This window comes from Patiriisocius marinus (genome assembly GCF_008974325.1).
Taxonomy (GTDB): Bacteria; Bacteroidota; Bacteroidia; order Flavobacteriales; family Flavobacteriaceae; genus Patiriisocius; species Patiriisocius marinus.
Window position 1 is genome coordinate 59,092 of the sequence record NZ_BKCG01000001.1, and the last position, 21,511, is coordinate 80,602.

General features: G+C 33.1%; 17 protein-coding genes. 13 read left to right on the top strand and 4 right to left on the bottom strand.

The window, feature by feature from the left end; translation table 11 throughout:
• Positions 1–66: 66 nt before the first annotated feature.
• Complete coding sequence (locus tag GBH57_RS00285; RefSeq protein WP_151672052.1) at positions 67–480, bottom strand: DUF2452 domain-containing protein; 414 nt, start codon at positions 478–480, stop codon at positions 67–69.
• A 109-nt stretch (positions 481–589) separates the two neighbouring features.
• Entirely contained in the window at positions 590–1,663 is a 1,074-nt protein-coding gene (locus tag GBH57_RS00290; protein ID WP_308640210.1) for an anhydro-N-acetylmuramic acid kinase, read from the bottom strand.
• 138 nt (positions 1,664–1,801) lie between these two features.
• Here GBH57_RS00290 and GBH57_RS00295 point away from each other — a divergent pair, with 138 nt between their 5' ends.
• Complete coding sequence (locus GBH57_RS00295) at positions 1,802–2,944, top strand: acyl-CoA dehydrogenase (protein WP_151672054.1); 1,143 nt, start codon at positions 1,802–1,804, stop codon at positions 2,942–2,944.
• Between the two features lie 194 nt (positions 2,945–3,138).
• Positions 3,139–4,287 carry a phage tail-like protein gene (locus tag GBH57_RS00300; RefSeq protein ID WP_151672055.1) on the top strand — a complete coding sequence of 383 codons (1,149 nt, stop codon included), beginning with the start codon at positions 3,139–3,141 and terminating at the stop codon, positions 4,285–4,287.
• Between the two features lie 79 nt (positions 4,288–4,366).
• Here GBH57_RS00300 and GBH57_RS00305 read toward each other — a convergent pair whose 3' ends face one another.
• Positions 4,367–6,223 (bottom strand): B12-binding domain-containing radical SAM protein, encoded by a 1,857-nt coding sequence (locus GBH57_RS00305; protein ID WP_151672056.1) that lies wholly within the window; start codon positions 6,221–6,223, stop codon positions 4,367–4,369.
• A gap of 532 nt (positions 6,224–6,755) precedes the next feature.
• Here GBH57_RS00305 and GBH57_RS00310 point away from each other — a divergent pair.
• The 6 genes from GBH57_RS00310 (at position 6,756) to GBH57_RS00335 (ending at position 12,493) form a co-directional block, all read left to right on the top strand.
• Positions 6,756–7,115 (top strand): DUF6567 family protein, encoded by a 360-nt coding sequence (locus tag GBH57_RS00310; RefSeq protein WP_151672057.1) that lies wholly within the window; start codon positions 6,756–6,758, stop codon positions 7,113–7,115.
• Positions 7,116–7,188: 73 nt separating this feature from the next.
• Positions 7,189–7,782 carry a hypothetical protein gene (locus GBH57_RS00315; RefSeq protein WP_151672058.1) on the top strand — a complete coding sequence of 198 codons (594 nt, stop codon included), beginning with the start codon at positions 7,189–7,191 and terminating at the stop codon, positions 7,780–7,782.
• Between the two features lie 213 nt (positions 7,783–7,995).
• Complete coding sequence (locus tag GBH57_RS00320; protein WP_151672059.1) at positions 7,996–9,174, top strand: AlbA family DNA-binding domain-containing protein; 1,179 nt, start codon at positions 7,996–7,998, stop codon at positions 9,172–9,174.
• Positions 9,175–9,336: 162 nt separating this feature from the next.
• Complete coding sequence (locus GBH57_RS00325) at positions 9,337–10,143, top strand: helix-turn-helix domain-containing protein (RefSeq protein WP_151672060.1); 807 nt, start codon at positions 9,337–9,339, stop codon at positions 10,141–10,143.
• Between the two features lie 64 nt (positions 10,144–10,207).
• Entirely contained in the window at positions 10,208–11,869 is a 1,662-nt protein-coding gene (locus tag GBH57_RS00330; protein WP_151672061.1) for a serine hydrolase domain-containing protein, read from the top strand.
• Between the two features lie 81 nt (positions 11,870–11,950).
• A complete protein-coding gene (locus GBH57_RS00335; RefSeq protein WP_151672062.1) occupies positions 11,951–12,493 on the top strand; it encodes an STM3941 family protein in 543 nt (180 codons plus the stop codon).
• Between the two features lie 21 nt (positions 12,494–12,514).
• Here the strand turns inward: GBH57_RS00335 and GBH57_RS00340 are convergent, their stop codons facing one another.
• Positions 12,515–13,582: a methyltransferase gene (locus GBH57_RS00340; RefSeq protein ID WP_151672063.1), complete on the bottom strand. Its 1,068-nt coding sequence runs from the start codon at positions 13,580–13,582 to the stop codon at positions 12,515–12,517.
• Between the two features lie 686 nt (positions 13,583–14,268).
• On the opposite strand from GBH57_RS00340, the gene GBH57_RS00345 reads away from it, so the two are divergent.
• The 5 genes from GBH57_RS00345 (at position 14,269) to GBH57_RS00365 (ending at position 21,451) form a co-directional block, all read left to right on the top strand.
• On the top strand, positions 14,269–15,618 hold the full coding sequence (locus GBH57_RS00345) for a coiled-coil domain-containing protein (protein WP_151672064.1): 1,350 nt from the start codon (positions 14,269–14,271) through the stop codon (positions 15,616–15,618).
• Positions 15,619–15,677: 59 nt separating this feature from the next.
• Positions 15,678–17,057, top strand: coding sequence for an FG-GAP-like repeat-containing protein (locus tag GBH57_RS00350; protein WP_151672065.1), 1,380 nt, complete (start codon positions 15,678–15,680; stop codon positions 17,055–17,057).
• Positions 17,058–17,104: 47 nt separating this feature from the next.
• A complete protein-coding gene (locus GBH57_RS00355; RefSeq protein ID WP_151672066.1) occupies positions 17,105–18,166 on the top strand; it encodes a hypothetical protein in 1,062 nt (353 codons plus the stop codon).
• Between the two features lie 16 nt (positions 18,167–18,182).
• Positions 18,183–20,138: an AAA family ATPase gene (locus tag GBH57_RS00360; RefSeq protein ID WP_151672067.1), complete on the top strand. Its 1,956-nt coding sequence runs from the start codon at positions 18,183–18,185 to the stop codon at positions 20,136–20,138.
• A gap of 71 nt (positions 20,139–20,209) precedes the next feature.
• On the top strand, positions 20,210–21,451 hold the full coding sequence (locus GBH57_RS00365) for a DUF6638 family protein (protein ID WP_151672068.1): 1,242 nt from the start codon (positions 20,210–20,212) through the stop codon (positions 21,449–21,451).
• Positions 21,452–21,511 lie beyond the last annotated feature (60 nt).

Below are 21,511 nucleotides of genomic sequence, written 5' to 3' on the forward strand. Positions count from 1 at the left end.
AATCCCAAAAAAGGCAACCCATTAATTTGAGTTGCTTTTTTTTCACTTTTTTATTTAACTCTCAATTTAATCTAAAACTTCTTCCCAAATTTTACCACTATTCAATCTAAAAGTTCCCACATAGTCCCAATTACATTCGTGTGGAGATATTAGTGATAACCAAACTTCACCAGATTGTTTTCTGTATAGATAATAGATTTCACCTAGTACTGGCTCAAAGCTAAACTTAGCAGAATAAATTAAATTATTCTGTTCAAACTTTTTCATCATTACTTCATATTGCAATTTGATATCATCAAACTGCGATTTAAACTGATGATTCACCTTGCTTATATTACTATTTTTCCAAGATGTAATATCATCCGGAATTATTGCCGGAGCTCCTAAATTAGTTGCATACGGAGTAAGTGCTGCTGTGTATTTCTGAGTTTTCTCGTCAAATACTACTTGATCTGGTTTTTTAGATTTTTCTTCCGCCATTGCTAGGTTTTGTTCAAAGGTAACATCTAGACACTAAACAAAATATAAGTTTAGAAAATTTTAAGGAAATAAATTATGCTGTAGCAAAAACCTTAAAAACAGCAATAGATTAGTTATAAATCACCCCACTCGAATGATTTTCTTTCGCACCAGTTACACTCGCTAAACAATTGACTTCTCCCCTTAGCTTTCTCACACCTAAGAAACCAAATATTAGCGCTTCTTTAAACTCAAGTAATTGAGCAGAAGGAACAATTAATTCGACATCTTTGTATGAACATATTCTATTAAGCAAATACTTGTTATAAGCACCGCCACCAGTAACTAGTACAGTACTCCCCTTTTTAAATTGGCGTGCAATTTGGAATGCTGTGTGATCAGTAAAAGTTCTTAATGTATCTTTTGGCAAAGCATAACTAGCATCTAAAACAGGAAAAATTTCTTTTAAAACCCACTCTAAACCTAATGATTTAGGCGCAGATAATTTGTAGAAAGGCAAAGCATTTAACAATGAAGATTTAGCTAACAAAACCTTTCCGCTTTTTGCTATATTACCACCATCGTCATAAGGCACTCCTGTTTTTTCTGCATATACATTAAGCACAATGTTTACAGGGCAAATATCATATGCCAATCGGTTACCATCTTTATTAAGTGAAACATTCGCAAAACCTCCTAAGTTTAAGCAATAGTCATATTCACTAAAAAGCAATTGATCACCAATAGGTACTAAAGGTGCTCCTTGACCACCCATTGCAACATCTTGCACTCTAAAATCGCAAACCACTTTTTGTTGTATTAATTCTGAAATTTTAGGGAGATTTCCTATTTGTAAAGTAATTCCATTTTTAGGCTGATGTAAAATAGTATGCCCATGACTACAAATAGCATCAAGACTTTCGATTTTGTGTTTTGTTATAAAAGCATTAATATAATCGGCTAAAAGCGATGTGTAATCTTCATTAATTGTTTCTAACGCTTCACTATCTAGGCTAATAGCCTGTTGTAATTTTTGTTTCCATTGTGAATTATAAGGTAGCGTTTCGGCTTTGCCTATGCTATATTCCCATTTTCCAGTAGCCGAACTTTCTGGTGGAACGAACTCGCAAATAGCAAGATCTACACCGTCTAGCGACGTACCACTCATTACCCCTAATACTTTATAATGTTCTTTTTTCAACACTGAAACTTTAGAGGTTTAAAGGTACCGCAGATTTTTGATTTACCAATTTTAAAACTATAACATATTTTAAGAAAAGTGCACTTTCAAAATACTCTTTTTAAAACTATCTTTGCAATCTCAAAAAACAACAATATTACTATGGATTTTACTTTATCTGAAGAACACTTAATGATTCGTGATGCTGCGCGTGACTTCGCGAAGCAAGAAATTTTACCTACCGTTGTTGAACGTGATAACAAGCAAGAGTTTCCTAAGGAAATAGTAAAAAAAATGGGAGAGCTTGGATTTATGGGTATGATGGTAGACCCCAAATACGGCGGTGGCGGAATGGATGCTATTAGCTATGCAATTGTTGTGGAAGAATTAAGTAAAGTTGATGCTTCTTGTTCAGTAATTGTAAGTGTAAATAACTCACTTGTATGTTATGGTCTTGATGCTTATGCTAATGAAGCACAAAAAGAAAAATACTTAACTAAACTTGCAACAGGAGAACACCTTGGAGCATTTTGCTTAAGTGAACCAGAAGCTGGTAGTGATGCAACATCGCAAAAAACTACTGCTATTGATATGGGTGATCACTACATATTAAATGGTACAAAAAACTGGATTACAAACGGAGGTAGTGCAGATACATACCTTGTAATCGCACAAACAGATAAAGAAAAAGGGCACCGCGGAATTAACGCTTTCATCGTTGAAAAAGGATGGGAAGGTTTCGAAGTTGGACCTAAAGAAGATAAATTAGGAATTAGAAGTAGTGACACGCACACATTAAACTTCAACGATGTAAAAGTTCCTAAAGAAAATAGAATTGGTGAAGATGGATTTGGATTCAAATTCGCAATGAAAACCTTAAGTGGTGGACGTATTGGTATTGCTGCTCAAGCATTAGGTATTGCAGGTGGTGCTTACGAAATGGCTCGCGACTATTCTAAAATAAGAAAAGCATTTGGCACTGAAATTTGCAATCATCAAGCAATCGCTTTTAAATTAGCAGATATGCATACTGAAATTGAAGCAGCTCGTTACCTTGTGTACAAATCTGCTTGGGACAAAGACAATGGAAACAACTACGACATGTCTAGCGCAATGGCGAAATTAAAAGCTAGTAAAGTTGCAATGGACGTTACTGTAGAGGCTGTACAAGTACACGGTGGAAATGGATTTGTAAAAGAATACCACGTAGAGCGTATGATGCGTGACGCAAAAATTACACAAATCTATGAAGGAACTAGTGAAATTCAAAAAATAGTAATTTCTAGAGGATTACTTAAAGATTAGTATAGTTTATAAAAACAGTATTACTAAAATCGTCTTGATTAATTTCAAGGCGATTTTTTTGTTTTAATCACATAAATTTAGTTTTTAACGATATTAACTGAAAAATAAACAGAATTTATCGCTAAAACTTGTAATTTAATCACTGAATACCTTATTTTGTGACCAATATTACTAATCCCCCGAACTTACTAGTAATGAATAAAGTTTCTATAGCCCTCACAATTGCCCTAATTTTTAGCATCTCAAGTTTTTCCCAAGTAGGTATTGGCACTAACTCCCCAGATCCATCTGCCATTTTAGATATTGAATCTACAACCGCAGGCTTATTAATGCCAAGGATGACTACTACACAAAGGGATAATATTACTAGCCCACAAGAAGGCCTATTTATTTACAATCTAGACAGTAGCTGTTTTCAATTCTATAAAACCACAGGTTGGTCAGGTTGCTTAGGCGAATTCCCAACCAACTCTTTAAACTGTAGCTCAGCAACTGTTAATGGGGCTTACACAATGGGAAGCGCTCTAACAACTAGTAACACAATAACTATTGATGTGCTTACTAATGTAATTGAAGCCTACACCATCACTACAAACACAGTGAATGGCTATAGCTTTTCAGCTACAGGATCATTTAGCAGTATTGGTTCAAATACTATAACACTTCAAGGAACAGGAACTCCTGGAGCTATACAAACAGACACTTTTACAATCACTTTTAATGGAAGTTCAGCTACGTGCACAGTAGATGTAAATGTAAGTCTGTTCCTAGCAAATTGCCTTGAATATTACAACTCTGGAGTTACAAGTGACGGTGTTTACACTATTGATCCTGACGGTGGTACTGGACCTATCGCTCCCTATGACTGTTATTGCGACATGACTAATGATGGTGGTGGTTGGACTTTAGTTTTTAACCACAATATTATTGGTGGTTATTGGGCAAATGATACGGAAGCTAGCTTTTTTAACAGTACATCGCCTGGAATAACAACTAATAAATACTCCATACTTAGCAAACTAGACGAACTAAAAAATAGTGGTGCTCCATATGAGTTTAGATTACACTTCCCTTCGTTAGGACTCACAAATCACTGGAGTCAAACATTTGACCCTAGAAGTGGTGCATCACCTACAAGACCAGTAGCGGGATATACTGCAATAAATGTAAGTATGACAAACAGTTTTTGGGGCGGACTTGAATTTTCTGGAGGTTCTACTTATTTAGACGGATCTGTAAACAGTGGTAATTGGTTTTACTCTATTGGAAGTGTAAATCCATACAGTGGAGGTATTCCGGCTAACACAGGATCTACTGATAGCATTCAACTATTTATTAGGTAATAAGATAACTATTGATAACAATATATTCTAAACCCTAATACTTTGTATTGGGGTTTATTGTTCAATACTGTTTACACTATTAAGAGAGAAAACTTTCAATTAAGTGTTCGGAATGACTTACTTCAAGCACTGGAAAATCAAACCAATCCTGTAATGGTTTTTCAAATCCAACACCATTTAAATAATTATGTAACGCAGTATTTAATCCCTTTGTATACCTAGGATGATCTGCACCTTTAGGATCCACGTGCATCAAATCATTTTGAGCAAAGCCCTCAAAAACTGGCCCTGTGATTTCTATTCCAAAATCTTCTGGCTTCTGGCCTATTGGACTATGAATTGTAGTTGTAAATTGATGCCAAAAAGCCGATTGAATACAATTTTTCTCAAATAACTGTCGCACCACTTCTAACGAATCTATCGTTTCTTGTTCCGTTTGTGTTGGGAATCCATACATAAGGTATGCATGGACCATAATACTCGTTTTAGAGAAGTTATTAGTCACTCTAGTCACTTGAGCAATATCAACTCCCTTTTTCATTTTAGACAACAATCTGTCTGATGCTACTTCAAGCCCACCCGTTACAGCAATACAACCAGACTTTGCCATTAAATCGCATAACTCATAATCGAAAGTTTTCTCGAAGCGGATGTTTGTCCACCACGTAATCTTCAAGTTTCGTTCTAATAGCTTATTAGACAATGCACGTAACATTTTAGGCGGCGCAGCTTCATCTACAAAATGAAAACCTGTAATGCCAGTATCTGCTATAATTTTTTCAATCTTATCTACTAAATCTTCCGCCGTTGTATTTTGATAATTTCCTATATAATCTAAAGTTACATCGCAAAACGAACATTGTTTCCAATAACAACCGTGAGAGATGGTCAACTTATTCCATCGTGCATCTGTCCACATACGATGCATTGGGTTTACCACATCTAAAAAAGAAACATACTTATCAAATGGCAATCCTGAATAATCTGGCGCAGGTAGATTACGGTGATGATAAATGGTGTTTGGCAATTTATTTTTATAAACTACTTGGTCATTTTCAAGCACAAATGTTCGCTCAAGATCATCAATAGTGACTAATCCTTCAAGATATTTCACCACTTTTAATAAGGGTCCTTCCCCATCATCAAGGGTAATAAAATCTATAAATTCAAAAATTCGTGAGTCTTCTAATGAACGCAATTCGGTATTGCAATAACCACCACCAAAAGCAATATGAATTTCTGGAAAAAACTGTTTTATAAATTGCGAACAACGCAATGCTGCGACTAGATTTCCAGGAAACGGAATGGTAAAACATACAAGATCTGGAGTGTGTTTATTAATTTGCTCCTCGAGAATATTGATCATTTCATCTTCAATAAGCGTAGGCTGGTAACTTAGCAACTCGTACAAGTGATTAAAGCTACTTGCCGAAGTTGCAATCTGCTCAGCATATTTTGTAAAGGCGAAAAACTCATCTACGTTCGCTTGTATAAAATCGCCTATTTCCTCCACAAAAAGCGTTGCATAATGCTTTGCTTTATCTATTATGCCTATTTCGCCAGCTTCCCATTTAATAGCCGTATTCACCTTTTGCAAACGGTGCCCCAAGGGTAAAAAATTAGGCGTTAAAATTGTTTTAGCGGTTTCAATATCTTGCTTTTGCAAAAAAGGAATTACCACATCAACTCGCGAAATATACTTCGTTTTCATGCTGCTAACATCAGGGTAATAAAAATTACCTAACTCCTCAGCTTCTTTGAAAATAGCACGTAGAAAATCGCCTGTAAAAATAGCTGTAAACAACTCTATACTTAGATCGCAGTGCGAAAATACGACGTCCTGACTTTCCATAAAACCTTTTAGATAAGCACTTGCAGGATATGCAGTGTTTAACTGAGTAAATGGAGGCGTTATAAAAAGTATTTTGGGTTGCATGGTGTAAAGATAAAGCTCTCTACAATCAACTTAATGCTCTGCTCATACAATTTTAATATATTTGACATTTTAAAAGAAATAGTTTCTACATTATTACTATTTCTGCTGAAATAGTATCCACCTACACCTTGCTATACAATGAAAACAAGCTGTCAAAAACATTTTTTTTAACCCCATTACGGAAAACCGTAACCGAATGCTAATTTTTTATTGTTACTTTGAGTATAGTATTAATCTCACAGTTGAAACAAACATAGAAAGATTAGGAAGGTATTTTTCTGAAGCTATATACCTACTGCTTTGAAAGTATATAAATAGCTGTTTCGTTTAAGCAATACTATACAATGAAAAAATTTGAGTTTGTAATTAGCTCAAATATAATTTTAGATAGTTTAGCCCCAGCATATTATGTTGGGGTTTTTCTATTAATGCGCTTTTTTTCGCCTCGCTTACGGAAACCCGTAAGGTGATTATTGCACGGTGTTGTTACTTTGAGTTTAATTAACAACATAACCTCTAAAACCATAAATGAATGAAAAAAATTTTATCGCTATTAGCCATCATTGCATTATGTTCCTCATGCAGAACTCCAAGTTTACACCGTGGTGGTTATAATCAACTAAATCAAACACAAACAGTACTATCAACAGCTAACTTTAATGTATTAGGAAGTTTTAAAGGTACTGCGACTCATAAAATTAAAACTTACAACATAAAAAACAAAGAAGGTATTATCTCATTAGCAAAAACTAATTTACTAGAGAATGCAAAAGCATCGGGTATAGATTTATCAGGAAGTAGAACTCTTATAAATGTATCGGTAGATGTTATTGAAACAAAAAAAAGAATCTCAGCTACTATCTCTGGAGAAATTATTGAGTTTAAAAATTAAATGAGTTCAATTTTTAAACTAACTTTACGGGATAACCATGATAAATTTAATTATATAACGTGTTAGCACACATATGAAAAAACAATCGTTCGGCATATTAACTTTGGTTTTCGCAATCCTAATATTTGGTTGCGAACAAAAACCTGAACCAAAAAAATCTAAATTTAAAGTTGCTAAAGATTATGCGGAATTTACAAGCAAAATGGAAAATAATGATACGCTGAATATCGGAGTTTTATTATCAATGTGTATGTGGAGCGAATATGATAATCTACAAATAACTAAATCTAATGACAGTATATTTCTTCAGCTAAAAGAAAAAAGAGTAATGGACGATGAACCACTTCATTTTAGTAAAGTCTTTTATGATTTAAAAAATGACACTTTGAATTTAGAAAAGATGATAATTGATTTTGATATAAATTATCAAGAACAGATAAGTAGTCCATTTTTTATAATTAACAACCCAAAGGAAAATGACACTCTTTTATTGAGAACAACTGGACTTGGGAATCGTGGATTTAATATTGAGCGATACCAAAATATAATGGCTAAATTATACCCAGAAGAAATGGCTGAATATAGAAAAGAATATTTCACGCCAATACCAATACCACCACCGCCACCAATGACGATTGAATATAAAGAAACCAAATTGGATGAATAAATACGTGTGCTAACAATGTATATAAAAAATAGCGCAAGTCATTGCTAACACAAAGGTTTGGGCATTTTTGAAAAGTCGCCAAATTTTTAAATTTGACGATTTCCAATAAAAAAATAAATAGTAAAATTTAAAAATTCGGCTTGTGTATTATCCGAAAATTACCGCCTATTTACAGCGCTACTTTTCATATACGTGACCGTTAGCAAACATAAAATGAAAATCTTAGAAGAAATTATTGAATTTGAAAATGAAAATACTGAATTAGATTTCAAAGCCATTCAGTATGATAAAATTAAATTTGAAAATTTATTGAAAGATTTAATTTCAATGGCTAATGCAAAAACTGAAAATGATAGATTTATAATAGTTGGATTAAAACATAAACCAAACGGAGAAAGGCAATTTTTAGGAATAAATAATGATTTTATTGACGAGGCATCATATCAACAATTAGTACATAACAATATTGAGCCAGAATTGAATTTTGATTACTTCCCTTTTGAGTTTAAAGACAAAAAATTTGGTGTTTTCAAAATTTTTGGTTGCATTGATCCACCTTATATGATGAAAAAAGATTTTGGCAAACTTAAGGCTGGAGAATCTTTTATCAGAAAAGGTTCACATCAAACTAGAATTTTAAGAAAAGATATAGATTACTTCATAGAAAGAAAAATCTCAAAAGGATATTTTAATGGGGAAATTTCTGTTTATACTCATCAGTTAGGAAATAAAGAATTTAATATAAAGCATATTCCTTTTAAAGATAAACCATCTGAGAAAGCACGTTTAGAGATTACCAAACTTATTAAAGAGAAAGAAATAGTAGAAAATTCAAATGATAAAAATCTTCTTTTTAAAGGATTAAATTTTAACCATTCTTACATTGTACCTACTCCATACGAAAAAAGAAATTTAGAAACCTTAAAAGAAAACCTTGAGCAATTAGATAAAACATATGAAGATGATGATGAATATTTTATCTATGAGGAAAGTGCCAATAAGTTTAATTTTAAAATTTTCAATCATTCCGAGAAATATATTGAGGATGCTTCTATCGAGTTAAAAATAGATAAGAAAAATATTTTTGTTTGTAATAAAATAATAAGCAAGCCTGTCAAATACAATCATTTTTTAGATTTACATTCAAGTCCAACTAATAGTTTTTCATATGAAAATATGAATTATCCAACAGTAAAGGAAACTGAAAAAGAGTATATTATAACAGAAATTATAGGAGACTTAAAACATCAAATTGAACAAGATGTTTTTACTGTTCCTTTAAGGATTTTATTAAATCCAGACCCAACAGAAAAAAAAGCATTCGTTCAAATTAAGATATTTGGAAAAAATTTAAAGACACCAATAACAGAAGAACTAATTTTAATCTTTTAAAGTAAATACGTTTGCTAACAATGGCTAAAAAAAATTGCTACACTATGCTAAATACGAAAATTCGATTAACTTTATACGACATAACAAACATCGGAAAAATTACGGTTTACCAATCGCAACTTTTCCTAGCCTAAACCGTTGGCAACAAGCTGAAAAAACAGAATGAATAAACTAAAAACAGGAGAGTTTTACGGAACACATTTCCAGAAATCAGCTTTTGAAAATCTAATAATTACCGATACAGAATATACACACAGTAAAGTTGATTGGCATTATCACGAAAATCCATATTTTACTTATTTACTTCAAGGAAAATTATTTGAATCTAACAAAAAAGAATCCTATTATTTAGAGCCAGGAAACCTACTATTTCATAATTGGCAGGACTCACATTACAATATAAAACCACCTGAATATACCAGAGGCTTTCACATTGAACTAAATGAAGATTGGTTTTCAAATTTTGATATTCAAATAACCGATTTTGAAGGTAGTATCAATCTAAAGAATCCAATCATAAAGAACTTAATGAATCAGATATTTAATGAGACTAAAATTAATGACCAGTATTCAAACTTAAGTATTGAGAGTAATTTGATTGAAATTTTCAACACAATTAATGATTGTAAAGAAAGAAATTTAAGAAAACCAGATTGGGCAAATAAACTAAAAGAATTGTTGAATGAGGAAAAAACAGACTATTCTCTAAACAGTTTAAGTTCAAAGTTAGAAATACATCCTGTTCATTTGTCCAGAGAATTTAATCGCTATTTTGGAACAAGTCTTGGTAATTATATTCGATTAATAAAACTTAATAAAGCCTTTTGTCTACTTACTTCAAACAAGTTTTCAATGACAGAAATTTGTTATCTATGTGATTTTTATGACCAAAGTCATTTCATCTCAAATTTTAAGAAAATCTACAATACAACACCAACAAAAATTTTAAAGAATATTTCCCGATGTTAATTATATACAATTTTCGGAAATGGAATAATTTCACCTTTGTAATTCATCAAAAATCAATTAAAAAATGAAAATACAAAGTATTTTACTTCTCTTTTTTACATTTCTTACAATTAGTCTTTTCGGTCAAGATATGGCAGAATACACGAGTGGCTGGGAAGGAAAAATAGTAGGTTCGAAAGTATTTAACTTAAAGGTGGAAATAGAAAGTTTTGGACTTGAAAAAGCTAGATTAAAAATTTCTAATAGTAAAAGCATTATTGACTATCCATTTGATTCAAGAAGTACTTCAATATTAAAAGTGCCTTTTACAGAAAATTATTCTTTTGAAGGCGTACTTTCTGAAAATGGAAAAGAAATTAATGGGTTTATCAAGTCTGGAATGCTTCTTTATCACTTAAAACTTACTCAATCAGACAATAATATTTTTGTAGGTGTTTGGAATATATTAATGGTAGACGAGTTAAAATCACTAAATTTTTATTTAAGTGTTGAAAACGGAGCAGGAAATGAATATGAAGCTTATCCGATTTTTGGAGATAACCGATTTACAGGAACTTGGTGTGACAATTTTCAAAAAGAAAATGACTCTATTTCGTTTACCGATTTTAAAACTGGCTTACATTTTAAAGGAAAATTAACAGCTGATGAAATTCAATTAGATATCTATTTAGGTAAAAACTCAATTACACAGGTATCATTAAAAAAATCTACAACTGATTGGAAAATTGGTGGTTTTAATAATAAGAATAAAGTTTCTATTCTCAAATTGACAGAAATGGAAAAGCTTATTTCAAAGGATTCATTACCTAACACACATTCCGTTTTAATTTCAAAAAAAGGAGAAATTATTTATGAAAATTATTTTGATGGTTACAATGCAAATATACCACACGATCTGCGTTCAGCATCAAAAAGCATTTCATCTGCAATAGTTGGAATTGCAAAAGACAAATCTTTATTTACAAATGTTGAGCAATCTATTTTTGATTTTCTACCGAATAAATATCAAACTCTAAAAGACAGTTTAAAAACTGAAATTGATATTCAGAGTCTTTTAACAATGAGTTCTGGTATAGATGCTATAGATTATGGTATCAATGCAAATCCAAAATCTTCTGCAACAGAGCAAAATTATCAAAGGACACCAGATTGGATTGAAGCAATTCTAAAAGCTCCAATGATTCATAAGCCAAACACTAATGCTAATTATGGTTCAGCAAACCCTGCTTTGCTAGGTGTTGCTATGGATTCAGTTATTTCAGAACCTTTGGAATTATTTATTGATACGTTTTTATTTCAGAAATTGAAAATTTCAAATTACATTATACAAACGGACTTAAGAGATAAGCCATATTTTGGAGGTGGAATGTACCTTACTCCAAAAGATATGTTGAAATTTGGAGAACTCTATCTGAATAAAGGAAAATGGCAATCAAATCGTATTATTTCTAAAAAATGGGTTAAAAAATCATTTAAAAACTATCGTAATTTAGAAAATGTAATAGATAAAAATGGTTATGGATATTTATGGTGGCATAATACTTATCAAATTAATGGAAAAAATATAAAATCTATTGAGGCAAGAGGAAATGGAGGACAATATATTTTTGTAATTCCTTGTTTACAAACAGTTGTAGTTATTACATCTGGAAATTATAGAAATGGAAAAACGCAACAACCAGAAGAGATTTTTGAAAAACACATTTTACCCTACCTTGAAAATTGAAAAAAGCCAGTTGCCAACATTGGATATAACTAACAAAAAACTATTCTAATTTTAAGGATGAACTAATTTCAGAAAAACCAAATGAACAACGAGATTAAAATACCACTGAGTAAAAACAAAATCTTATTGATTGTTCTTGGCTCTTTAATGTTCGTAGCCTTAGGCATTTGGTTTCTGAATGATCCTGAAAAATTAGCCAATAGTTCATATCGCCCAAGAAGTTCTGTATTTATTCAAATTATAGGGATTGTCGCTGTGGTCTTTTTTGGTGTATGTGGACTCTTCGCCTTCAAAAAATTGTTTGACGAAAAAGACGGCTTGATAATCAATCAAGATGGAATAATTGACAACGCTAGTGGTACAAGTATTGGCTTAGTAAAATGGACTGATATTACGGGAATAGGAATGGAACAAGTACACTCACAAAAATTTATAATGATTGAGGTTTCAAATCCACAATACTATATCAATCTACAAAAAAACCGAATAGGAAAAATGGCTATGAAAGCCAATTATAACAAGTATGGTACGCCCATAAGTATATCTGCAAATTCCTTAAAAACTGATTTTACAGCATTAAAAAAATTGATTGAAAAACAATATCTTGAGAATTCATTAAACTAGCTGAGAATACAATTATCTACTTTACGCCTCAATTAAAATCCAAAGCTCTACTTCTTCTTCGGCTCTCCAGTGTTGATCGCGATCTGTTTTTTCTGATGCCGCTTTTACCCGTTTCTTAAAACAACGTTCTAATTTAAAACGACCACCACTTAACAATTCCTGTTCTATAGGGTGCTGCGTCGCTGTTTTAGTTATTTGAGCTAAATTTGAGAAAATGATTACAAGTTTACCGTCAGGCAACAACTGCTGTTTAGCTGCTGCAAAAAAGTCTGGGAATAGTTGATCATTATAATAAATTGCCTCGTCAATCTTATCTAGATTTTGAGACTGTGGTAACCAAGGTGGATTGAAAACAATAAGTTCGGTTTGCTTATCAAATTTTCCAAATAACGATGCGTGGTCTAAGGCAATTTTACGTGAGAGTTTAGTTGTACCCATCGATTCTTTTAAACCTACAATAGCATTTGGGTTTGTATCTGTACCAAACACTTTTTGGAAACCGTGCTGCACTAATTGGAATGATAATATTCCACTACCAATACCTACATCAATAGCCGTTTTCTTAGGACCATCATACCGTTTTAACCAATTATCAAATAGATCTAAATGCTCAAAACGTGTAGGGAAATACGTTCCGTAATACGGATGTATTTTATTACGTAGTGCTGGAATTTTTATTCCATTTTCAAACCATTGCCAAGAGCTATTAAGTCCTTGTACCTGCGGAAATGTTAAAAAGAAATCTGCTGTGTCGGGATATAATTTTTTAAGCCAACCAATTGACGGTGCTTTTTTTACCGCTAGGTTGTGATCAATAATTTCAATAATAACAAGGTTAGACAGTTTTTGATACGCTGTACGAAACTCACGTTGTTCTCTAAAAGTTTCATTAGGCATTGTACGAAAAAGATGTTTCTTAATAGTACGAAGCAACAACAAACCATCACTATAAAAACTTGAAATAAGCACCTTTTTACCAGCCTCTAAAATTCTAATAGTTGGATTTTTTTCTGTATCACGATCAAACAATGTTATTTGATCATTAATTGTACTAGGCATTGGTTTTTGCACTTGGATAGCTGTACTCATTAGTTGGTCTTGTTTTCGCACAAAATGAACAAAGCACAATTATGGCTTTGAAACGATTTGCAGCGCAATGACCTTTGCAGAACGTACGGTTATAATTACTATTAATTTTCACTCTAGCAGTCAGGCATTAAATTGGCTGCTAGCGATTTACAAATAGAAAACAGCTAAAGAAACAGCCTACACAATTCGCTGAAGTACTGCGAACTAGTTATTAATATCGATAAATAAGTACTAAAGAGGCAAAGATACGCTATTATCCTCTGTCTAAACTAGGTATTTATTCCATCTCTCAAAACCTTCGGAAATAGGATAGCTTCGGAAATATTAAATTTCAAATTCATTTGTTAAGTTTCATTGGTATTATATCAATTATGAAGCATATTTTTTATGAATTCTATTAGTAGAAAATATAGCCTAAACCTTAACTAACAGCAGCAATAATCACCCTTTTAAAATTTCCGAAGTACATTACAGTAACATTTTACCTTAACCTGCGACTTATTATCGAAAGCTTTACACAACAGTATTTCCAAACTCGATTTTTTTCACGAAATTGAACCATCTAATTTTAAGATAAGCCATATGCTACTTTTTAGCACAAATACTGCTGCAATACTACAGCGGTTTACACGGCCAATTCGTAAATTAGTAAATCACTAAATAACCCTCTAAAAAAAGCTATACCTATGTCTGACGATTTTGACTTATTAGAAACAGATTCTAATGCACAACAAAAACAAGAAAAAGTAGATGTTAACTGGGGCAAAGCAGTAGACCAAATGAAGTCTAAGCTTGCTCAAGAAGACGATCCAGAAGTGCGCCAGAAAATTTTAAACGCTACACTTGACGATGTTGTTGGGATGGCCGAAAAAGATAGAAGCACTTTGTTAGATGCCATTAAAGATCTAACAGATTACCAAGACGAAGTAGGGATTATTTTTGAAAAATTTTCGACACTTAATGCAGACGAACAAAAGGTAATTGATAGTGCTCAAAAAGCGCTTGACAAAGCAACATACGAACTTGAAGATGCTGAAAAAGTAGAAGATACTTGGTGGAATAACTTATGGGGACGCAAAGCGAAAATTAAAAAACGTGAAGAGGAACTAAAAGCTGCACAAGCTGTTCGTGATGGAGCAGATATGAAAGCAAAAGCTATGTTTCAAGAACGTATCGAAAGTGCAGATGTACAAACATTATTAAATGAACTTTCGTATAAATCTCAAGCAGCTGTTTCTAGATTGAAAAACCGTGAAGTAGAAATTAAGGAAGTAGAAGAAAAACTTCAAGTTGCTATTGTTGAGGCTAGTAAAAACCACACGAAAGCTTTAGAGAAAAAGAAAGAAACTGAGGACAAATTAGAAGAGCAATATGCTTTACTTAAACAAGCGCGCCAGGCACTAGAAGAAGTAAGCGACAAGCAGTCATCTGCATATTCTGAGGCAATAGGAGTTGTTACCACTATTGAGCAAAAGGTGGAAGAACTTGAAGGGTTGAAAAATGCGTATACTACACTTGCTGCAAGTAAGGACAGTTTTGTACACAAGCATAACTTAACTATTAAAGTTTTAACATCGCTACGTAGTAATTTACAAACGCATAGAGCTAAGTTAAAGAGTGATACTGACGAGCGTTTAAAATATTACGATGGTTATATCGTAGCATTAAAAGCTAGAACTGACCAAGAGTTTGCTGCCATTTTAGAACACTTAGGTGTGAAGACAGATGAACACATTGGGCAAACATTAGCAGCTATGCATACAGCAAGTGCTAAAGCTAGACAAGATATGATGGACAACATTCCGGTACACGAAAAAGTGATGCAAGGCGTGTATGGAAGTTATGCTGAAAGCTTACACGAAATACGCAAAAAGGATGGTGAGATTCAGAAAAATTTCGCAGATCGATATGGTATCGATATGAAAGAAATTTTTGAAGAGTACTATGCTACAGAAGGAAATGCTGCTCCTTCAAACGATGGAGACGCTACACCTACACCTCCAAAGCCAGCGGCTGAGGATGACCTATTAGGGTAATCAAATCAATTATGCTTAAAATTTAAAAATCTCATTTACCTTTTAAATTTAAAATTATAATGAAAATTAAACTACTAGTAACGTTAGCAATATTAGGGTGCGCAAACGCATTTGCACAAATTGATTTTGCGCCCCATATTATTTCAGACACGTCGAATAACACAAATATGGTATATGCTGTTGATGTGGATGGCGATGGTGATATTGATGTTGTTTCTTCTTCTGGAACAAACAATACGCTAACGTGGCATGAAAATGTAGATGGTAAAGGAGCTTTTGAAAAAAAACATATTATTTCAACAAAAGCTGAAACACCTTATTCCATTTTTGCTGCAGATATAAATCTAGATGGCACAATGGATGTTTTATCTGCATCAGGCTTAGACAATAAAATAGCGTGGTATCAAAATGATGGTAAAGGAAACTTTAGCAATCAACAAGTTATTACTACTGAAGCTGAAAGGGCGTATTCAGTTTATGCTAATGATGTAGATGGCGATGGTGATATGGATGTTATTTCTGGCTCGTTAAAGGATAACAAAGTAGCTTGGTATGAGAACCTTAATGGTAAAGGAGATTTTAGTGAACAGAAAACGATTTCAACTGAAGTCTACCTTCCATACGCTGTACACACAGCAGATTTAGATAATGATGGAGATAAAGATATTATAGCTACATCTGCTAGTAATAGTAAAATTATCTGGTTTGAAAATACTGATGGAAAAGGAACTTTTAGTGAAGAAAAAGTAGTAACTAATACTGCACACGGTGCTAATAAAATTTTTGCCATTGATATTGATGGTGACAATGATCTTGATGTAGTTACTTCATCTCTTTGTAGCAATGAAATAATCTGGTATCAAAATACAAACGGAAAAGGAAAGTTTGGTGCTGAGAGAATTATCACAGGACAAACCGGAAGAGCTAAATCGGTTTTTGCAATTGACATGGATGGTGACGGTGATAATGATGTGTTATCAGCTTCATTTTCAGATAACAAAATTGCTTGGTATCAAAACACAGATGGAAAAGGAACTTTTGGACCTCAGTTAATCATTTCGGAAGATGCTCTTGGAGCGCAATCAGTATATGCTGTTGATATTGATAATGATGGTGATGTAGATGTAGTCTCTGCATCAGGGCAAGGAAATGGAATTGTATGGTATGAAAATTTAAGTCCGTTAGGAGTTGATATCAATACCGTATTTAATTACAGTGTTTTTCCTAACCCTGCTAGAAATACTATCAATTTAAAGTCTACTAGTCCCATAGTGAAGGTTCAGATTTTTAATCAGCTACTACAAATGGTATTAGAAAAAGACGATGAAAATGGTATTAATAAAGTAGATATTTCAACGTTACAATCTGCTATTTACCTTGTAAAGGTAAAAGATGCTAATGCTAACTACGGAATTCAAAAACTGATAAAAGACAATTAATTTTTTGAATGTATTACAAGCAACACTAAAAAAAGAAGTGTATTTCTATGTCCATTAACCAAATCCAAACTCCACTTGACAGCGCTGTTCTTGAAACAAAAGAACAATACAAAGTCTACTTTAAAATTGTAAGCCACGCTTTCGACTCCTTAGTCGCAAGCTTGAGTAAAAAGCAAATTTGTGGTGAAATGGAAGTTACTTTTATTGAACAATACACGGAGCTTATTACGTACTCTTTAGAAGCCTTTAGAATCAAATATTTATTTGATGACGAAGAAAAAATGCGAATTGATTTAACCGAAAGCGGCTATCCCAATTTCCTTGAATTTAGATATCTATACAATGATCTAGCACTTAAACACGAGTACATAGAGCGCTTGCCAAAGGTAGAGGTATTAAAAGCTCAATTTCTAGAATCGTTATTAAAGGACAAGCAACCTATAAGCGATTTTAAATTGCATCAAGCCGCTTCGATAATTTATTATACCTCAGTAGAGCAACGTTATATTTTTAAAAAATACATTCAAGGAAAAATAATTCGAAATGAGAAGGTTGCAGGCAAAGTATCAGAAGGAGAATACATGGTTAGTTGGTCATTTTACGACGTAACACACAACCGGCCTTTTGTATGTTTTATGTATTTCGATTTACACAAAACAACACTTGCTGAATACACTGAGGAAATATATACTGTATTAGAACAAGTAGCAGATAGAAATATGTCACTCGATATGATGGCGTATGCACTTGATAAAAAATTACCAAAAGTATTGCCTAAGAAACTTAAAAAAGTAGACTTAGGACCTTTACATAGTGTGTTTGCAAAAGATGAACTTGAAGTAACACATGTAATTTTAAAAGGAATCATTGATAAAACACTTGATATTTCGGCGTATGCCATATCACTAAAAATAGAAGAAATAATAAGTACAGATACTTTTACTGAAGGCAGCTTTTTTAACAAGCAACACTTACAAGTATGGAAATCTAAAAAACCAGCGCGGTATGTTTTTACATCACATAGAGTAATTCAAGTACTCTATGATGAAATACCCGAGTTTTTAAACTCGCTAACGCAAGCGCCTATTGAAATGGAAACCTTAAAATAAAAAAGACACATTACGTATGGAACACAACAGCACTTTTCCTATAAAAAACAACGAACTCGAAGCACTCCGTGACGAAGCTTCCTCTTACTTAAAAGGAGTTCAATGGGAACAAGGAGGCAAAGCGCAACGCCGTGATAAGGATCAAAAAGACTCCTCTATCCTACTCTATTTGTCTAAAGCTAATGGTTCTGGAACTACAGATATCACTTCGGTTTCTAAAACAATTTTAGGTCTCAAAAAACGATTATTGCCAGATAGTGTTGCTATCCCACTTCGCTTAAACCAAAGTCTACTTGCTTTACAAGAAGGGCTAACAATGGGAATTTGGTTAAAAGATTCGTATTATGATAGCTCAGGACTTTCTGGATTAAATGAACGCAAATCGAGCCTAGATGTTGAGCAACGCCGTGAATATGAATCTAAACAACAAACAGCCACAGCTTATATGCTTTTTGGTATTGCTACACGCGCATTGTTTGATTTACTACCTGCTGCCTCAGACGACTTATCAGTAATGAAAAACAAGTTTGCTGGTATTCCTGAATTGTCATTGATGTCGCCACTTAAAGGTGTTTCTTGCCTGTTATACTATTACGATAAATACTTAGGTCACCCAGAAATCATTACAAATGACGAAGATGTAATTAACTTTACCGTTGTTTATTTTGAAGCTATTATAGCCGAAATTTTAATGCGTGTAGGCTCGCTAGAGTATATTGAAACTATCACTGACCGAACCTATAAACTTGAAAAAAGCAACTATGCCATTTCAGGTTGGGAATATGCTCAAGAAGGAATGGCTGCAAGTGTTGAATTCAATAAAATTGAATTTGAACAAATTGTAGGAAACCGAGATGCTAAACACTTTGCAAGAAGATTGACAGAGCGAATGTTGAGTTATGATTTTACTGCAAAGAAAAATCCTTTTCAAGAACTAGGAGGTTTTATGCCCGTATTTATGGGTTATGGAATTCCAGGAACTGGAAAAAGTATGTTGATCGCCGCCATTGCAACTAAACTTAAAAAACATAGTGAGGAATTAGAAATTCCGTTTTTATTCCATCCTTTACCTGATACCTTGATTTCGACATTTCAAGGAGGATCTGCAGAAAAGATGGTGCAATGGATGAAACCATTGAGTGATCCAACACGACTTATATTTGCACCTATTGACGATGCTGAAAACAACTTACAAGAACGTACCGCCCAAGGCGTTTCGGCTGGAGTAAAGGAAGTGATTGGTGTGTTTTTACGTTATACAGAAGGTGCTTACGCCATTAATTACGGTAATAGTAGCATAGGGTTATTTACCAACTTACCCGAAATGCTAGACAAGGCTGTGATTAATCGTGTGCAAGGGCGTTTTAAAATTGACGGAGCACGATCAATTCCAGATTTTATAGATCAAGATTATATCTGGTGGCGCAAGTTTGAAAAAACAATGCCCGATTTTGTAAAAATGCAAAACCCGAAAGATTACCAGTTTCTATCTGCACAAGGATTAGCTAAAAATTTAGGCGAAATATTAAATGTCTCAGATAAGCCAACCGAACAAAAAGTACTAGAAATTTATCAAAAAACAGAAGACACTTATAATACGAACGAGCATCTATTCTATGCTGAATTGTATAAAAATATACAAGCACAGTTTCCTTTTTTCTCTTCAAGAGATATAAGAAACATTCAAAGTGCCATTAGTTTACGATTGACAGATTTTGATTTACCAACAGATTGGTTTGAAGACCCAATGCGTTATTTCAAAAAAGATTATGACACAAAGTATGGGATGCTACAAGAGTTAATGAAATCTAATATGAAAGGATTAAACTTTAGTGATATCCGTAGGCAAGAAGTTGTTCGTTATTTAGATAACGTAGCCACTATTGCTGATACTGATTTTAAACGTAAAGTTGAAGGACGTATTCATGACATGGAAGTACAACAAGCAGCAAGAAAACGATTTGAAGATTAATAATTCGAGTTTGTAAATTATTAAACTAAAAACAACAAAAATAACCTTACCCACTATAGTGGGCAGTATCTATGATAAAATTAAAAGCAGCAAAATTATTTGGTAATGGACTCGTTCCACTTTCTGGATCCTTAGCAAAGCGTTATAATGAATGCTTAGCGATGCTAGGTGTGAAACCCACTGGTTTATCTCACTTTTCAGTGGATGCTATGGGATGGAGCCCCGAAATTGCAGAGGAAAAAGAAGAAAATTATTACCTTAACATTGGTGATGCAAATCCTAATGCAATTATAATTTCGCCAGCTCAAAAAGGGAAACCTGTTTTTATGCCCTCGCATAGTTTTGATCGCGATTTAATGCACGCTATTTTCACTGCATATAGCAAACAGATAAGAGATATTACAAAAGACGCTGCTATTGTTGTTCACTTAGACCAACACGTTGATGCCTTTTATGAACCCTTTGATTTACTGAAATACAAAAACATTACCGTTAGTTTTAGCTTACTACATAAATTAGAAGAACAGCAAAAAGAACAACAACGATTAATTGCAACATTCGAAAAAGGAAACAATTTTATCGATAGAGAATTGCACAACAAATTATTAAAATCGGCTAAAGAGTTTGGAGATTTAAGATTTCGGAAATTAGACTTGGAAAATCTATCCTTAGAAGTTAGCTCGTTTTATACTCGTGCCTTTGGTGGAGTATTTCTATTACGTGATTTTATTAAACCTATAATGATTTTTGAAAATCTAGAAGTTTTCAAAAAGGCGATTAAAGATACAGATCACGACGTTATGCTTTTCCATAAGGATCACGACGAATTGATGGACGTACTTAGAGATCATATTATTGCAGAACTAGATTTAAAAAGTGCTGTAAATTCACCAAACTATCAACGAATAAAAACGCATATTTTTAGTGAAGCAATTGTTGACAACGAACACCCAATTAATGAGATTTTTGAAAATCAATTTCTCTTTAAAAAATACTTAAACGAACTTGATCTCGACACCAGAAAAAAATTAATGGGTGTTGAGCTATATTTAGAGAAACTAGCATTAAGCAATCAAACAAAAATGGAAGACATTGTGGATGAACGATATTCAAAATCGCTACACAAACCACATACCTCTTTAGAAATTGAACATCAGGAACTCATTTGGAAATTACTCACTAAAATTACCCCTGTCGACCCATTACATTTATATTGGTATGATAAAGAGAAATTTTATGAAGAATATAAAAAATGGAAACCTGGTTATCAAGATTGGGTCATTGATACTATTTCAAAAGCAATCTCCCATTAATAGATTGTAACAATAATAAGGCTTTAGCAACTAATAGACACTAAAAGTCTAAACTCCAAT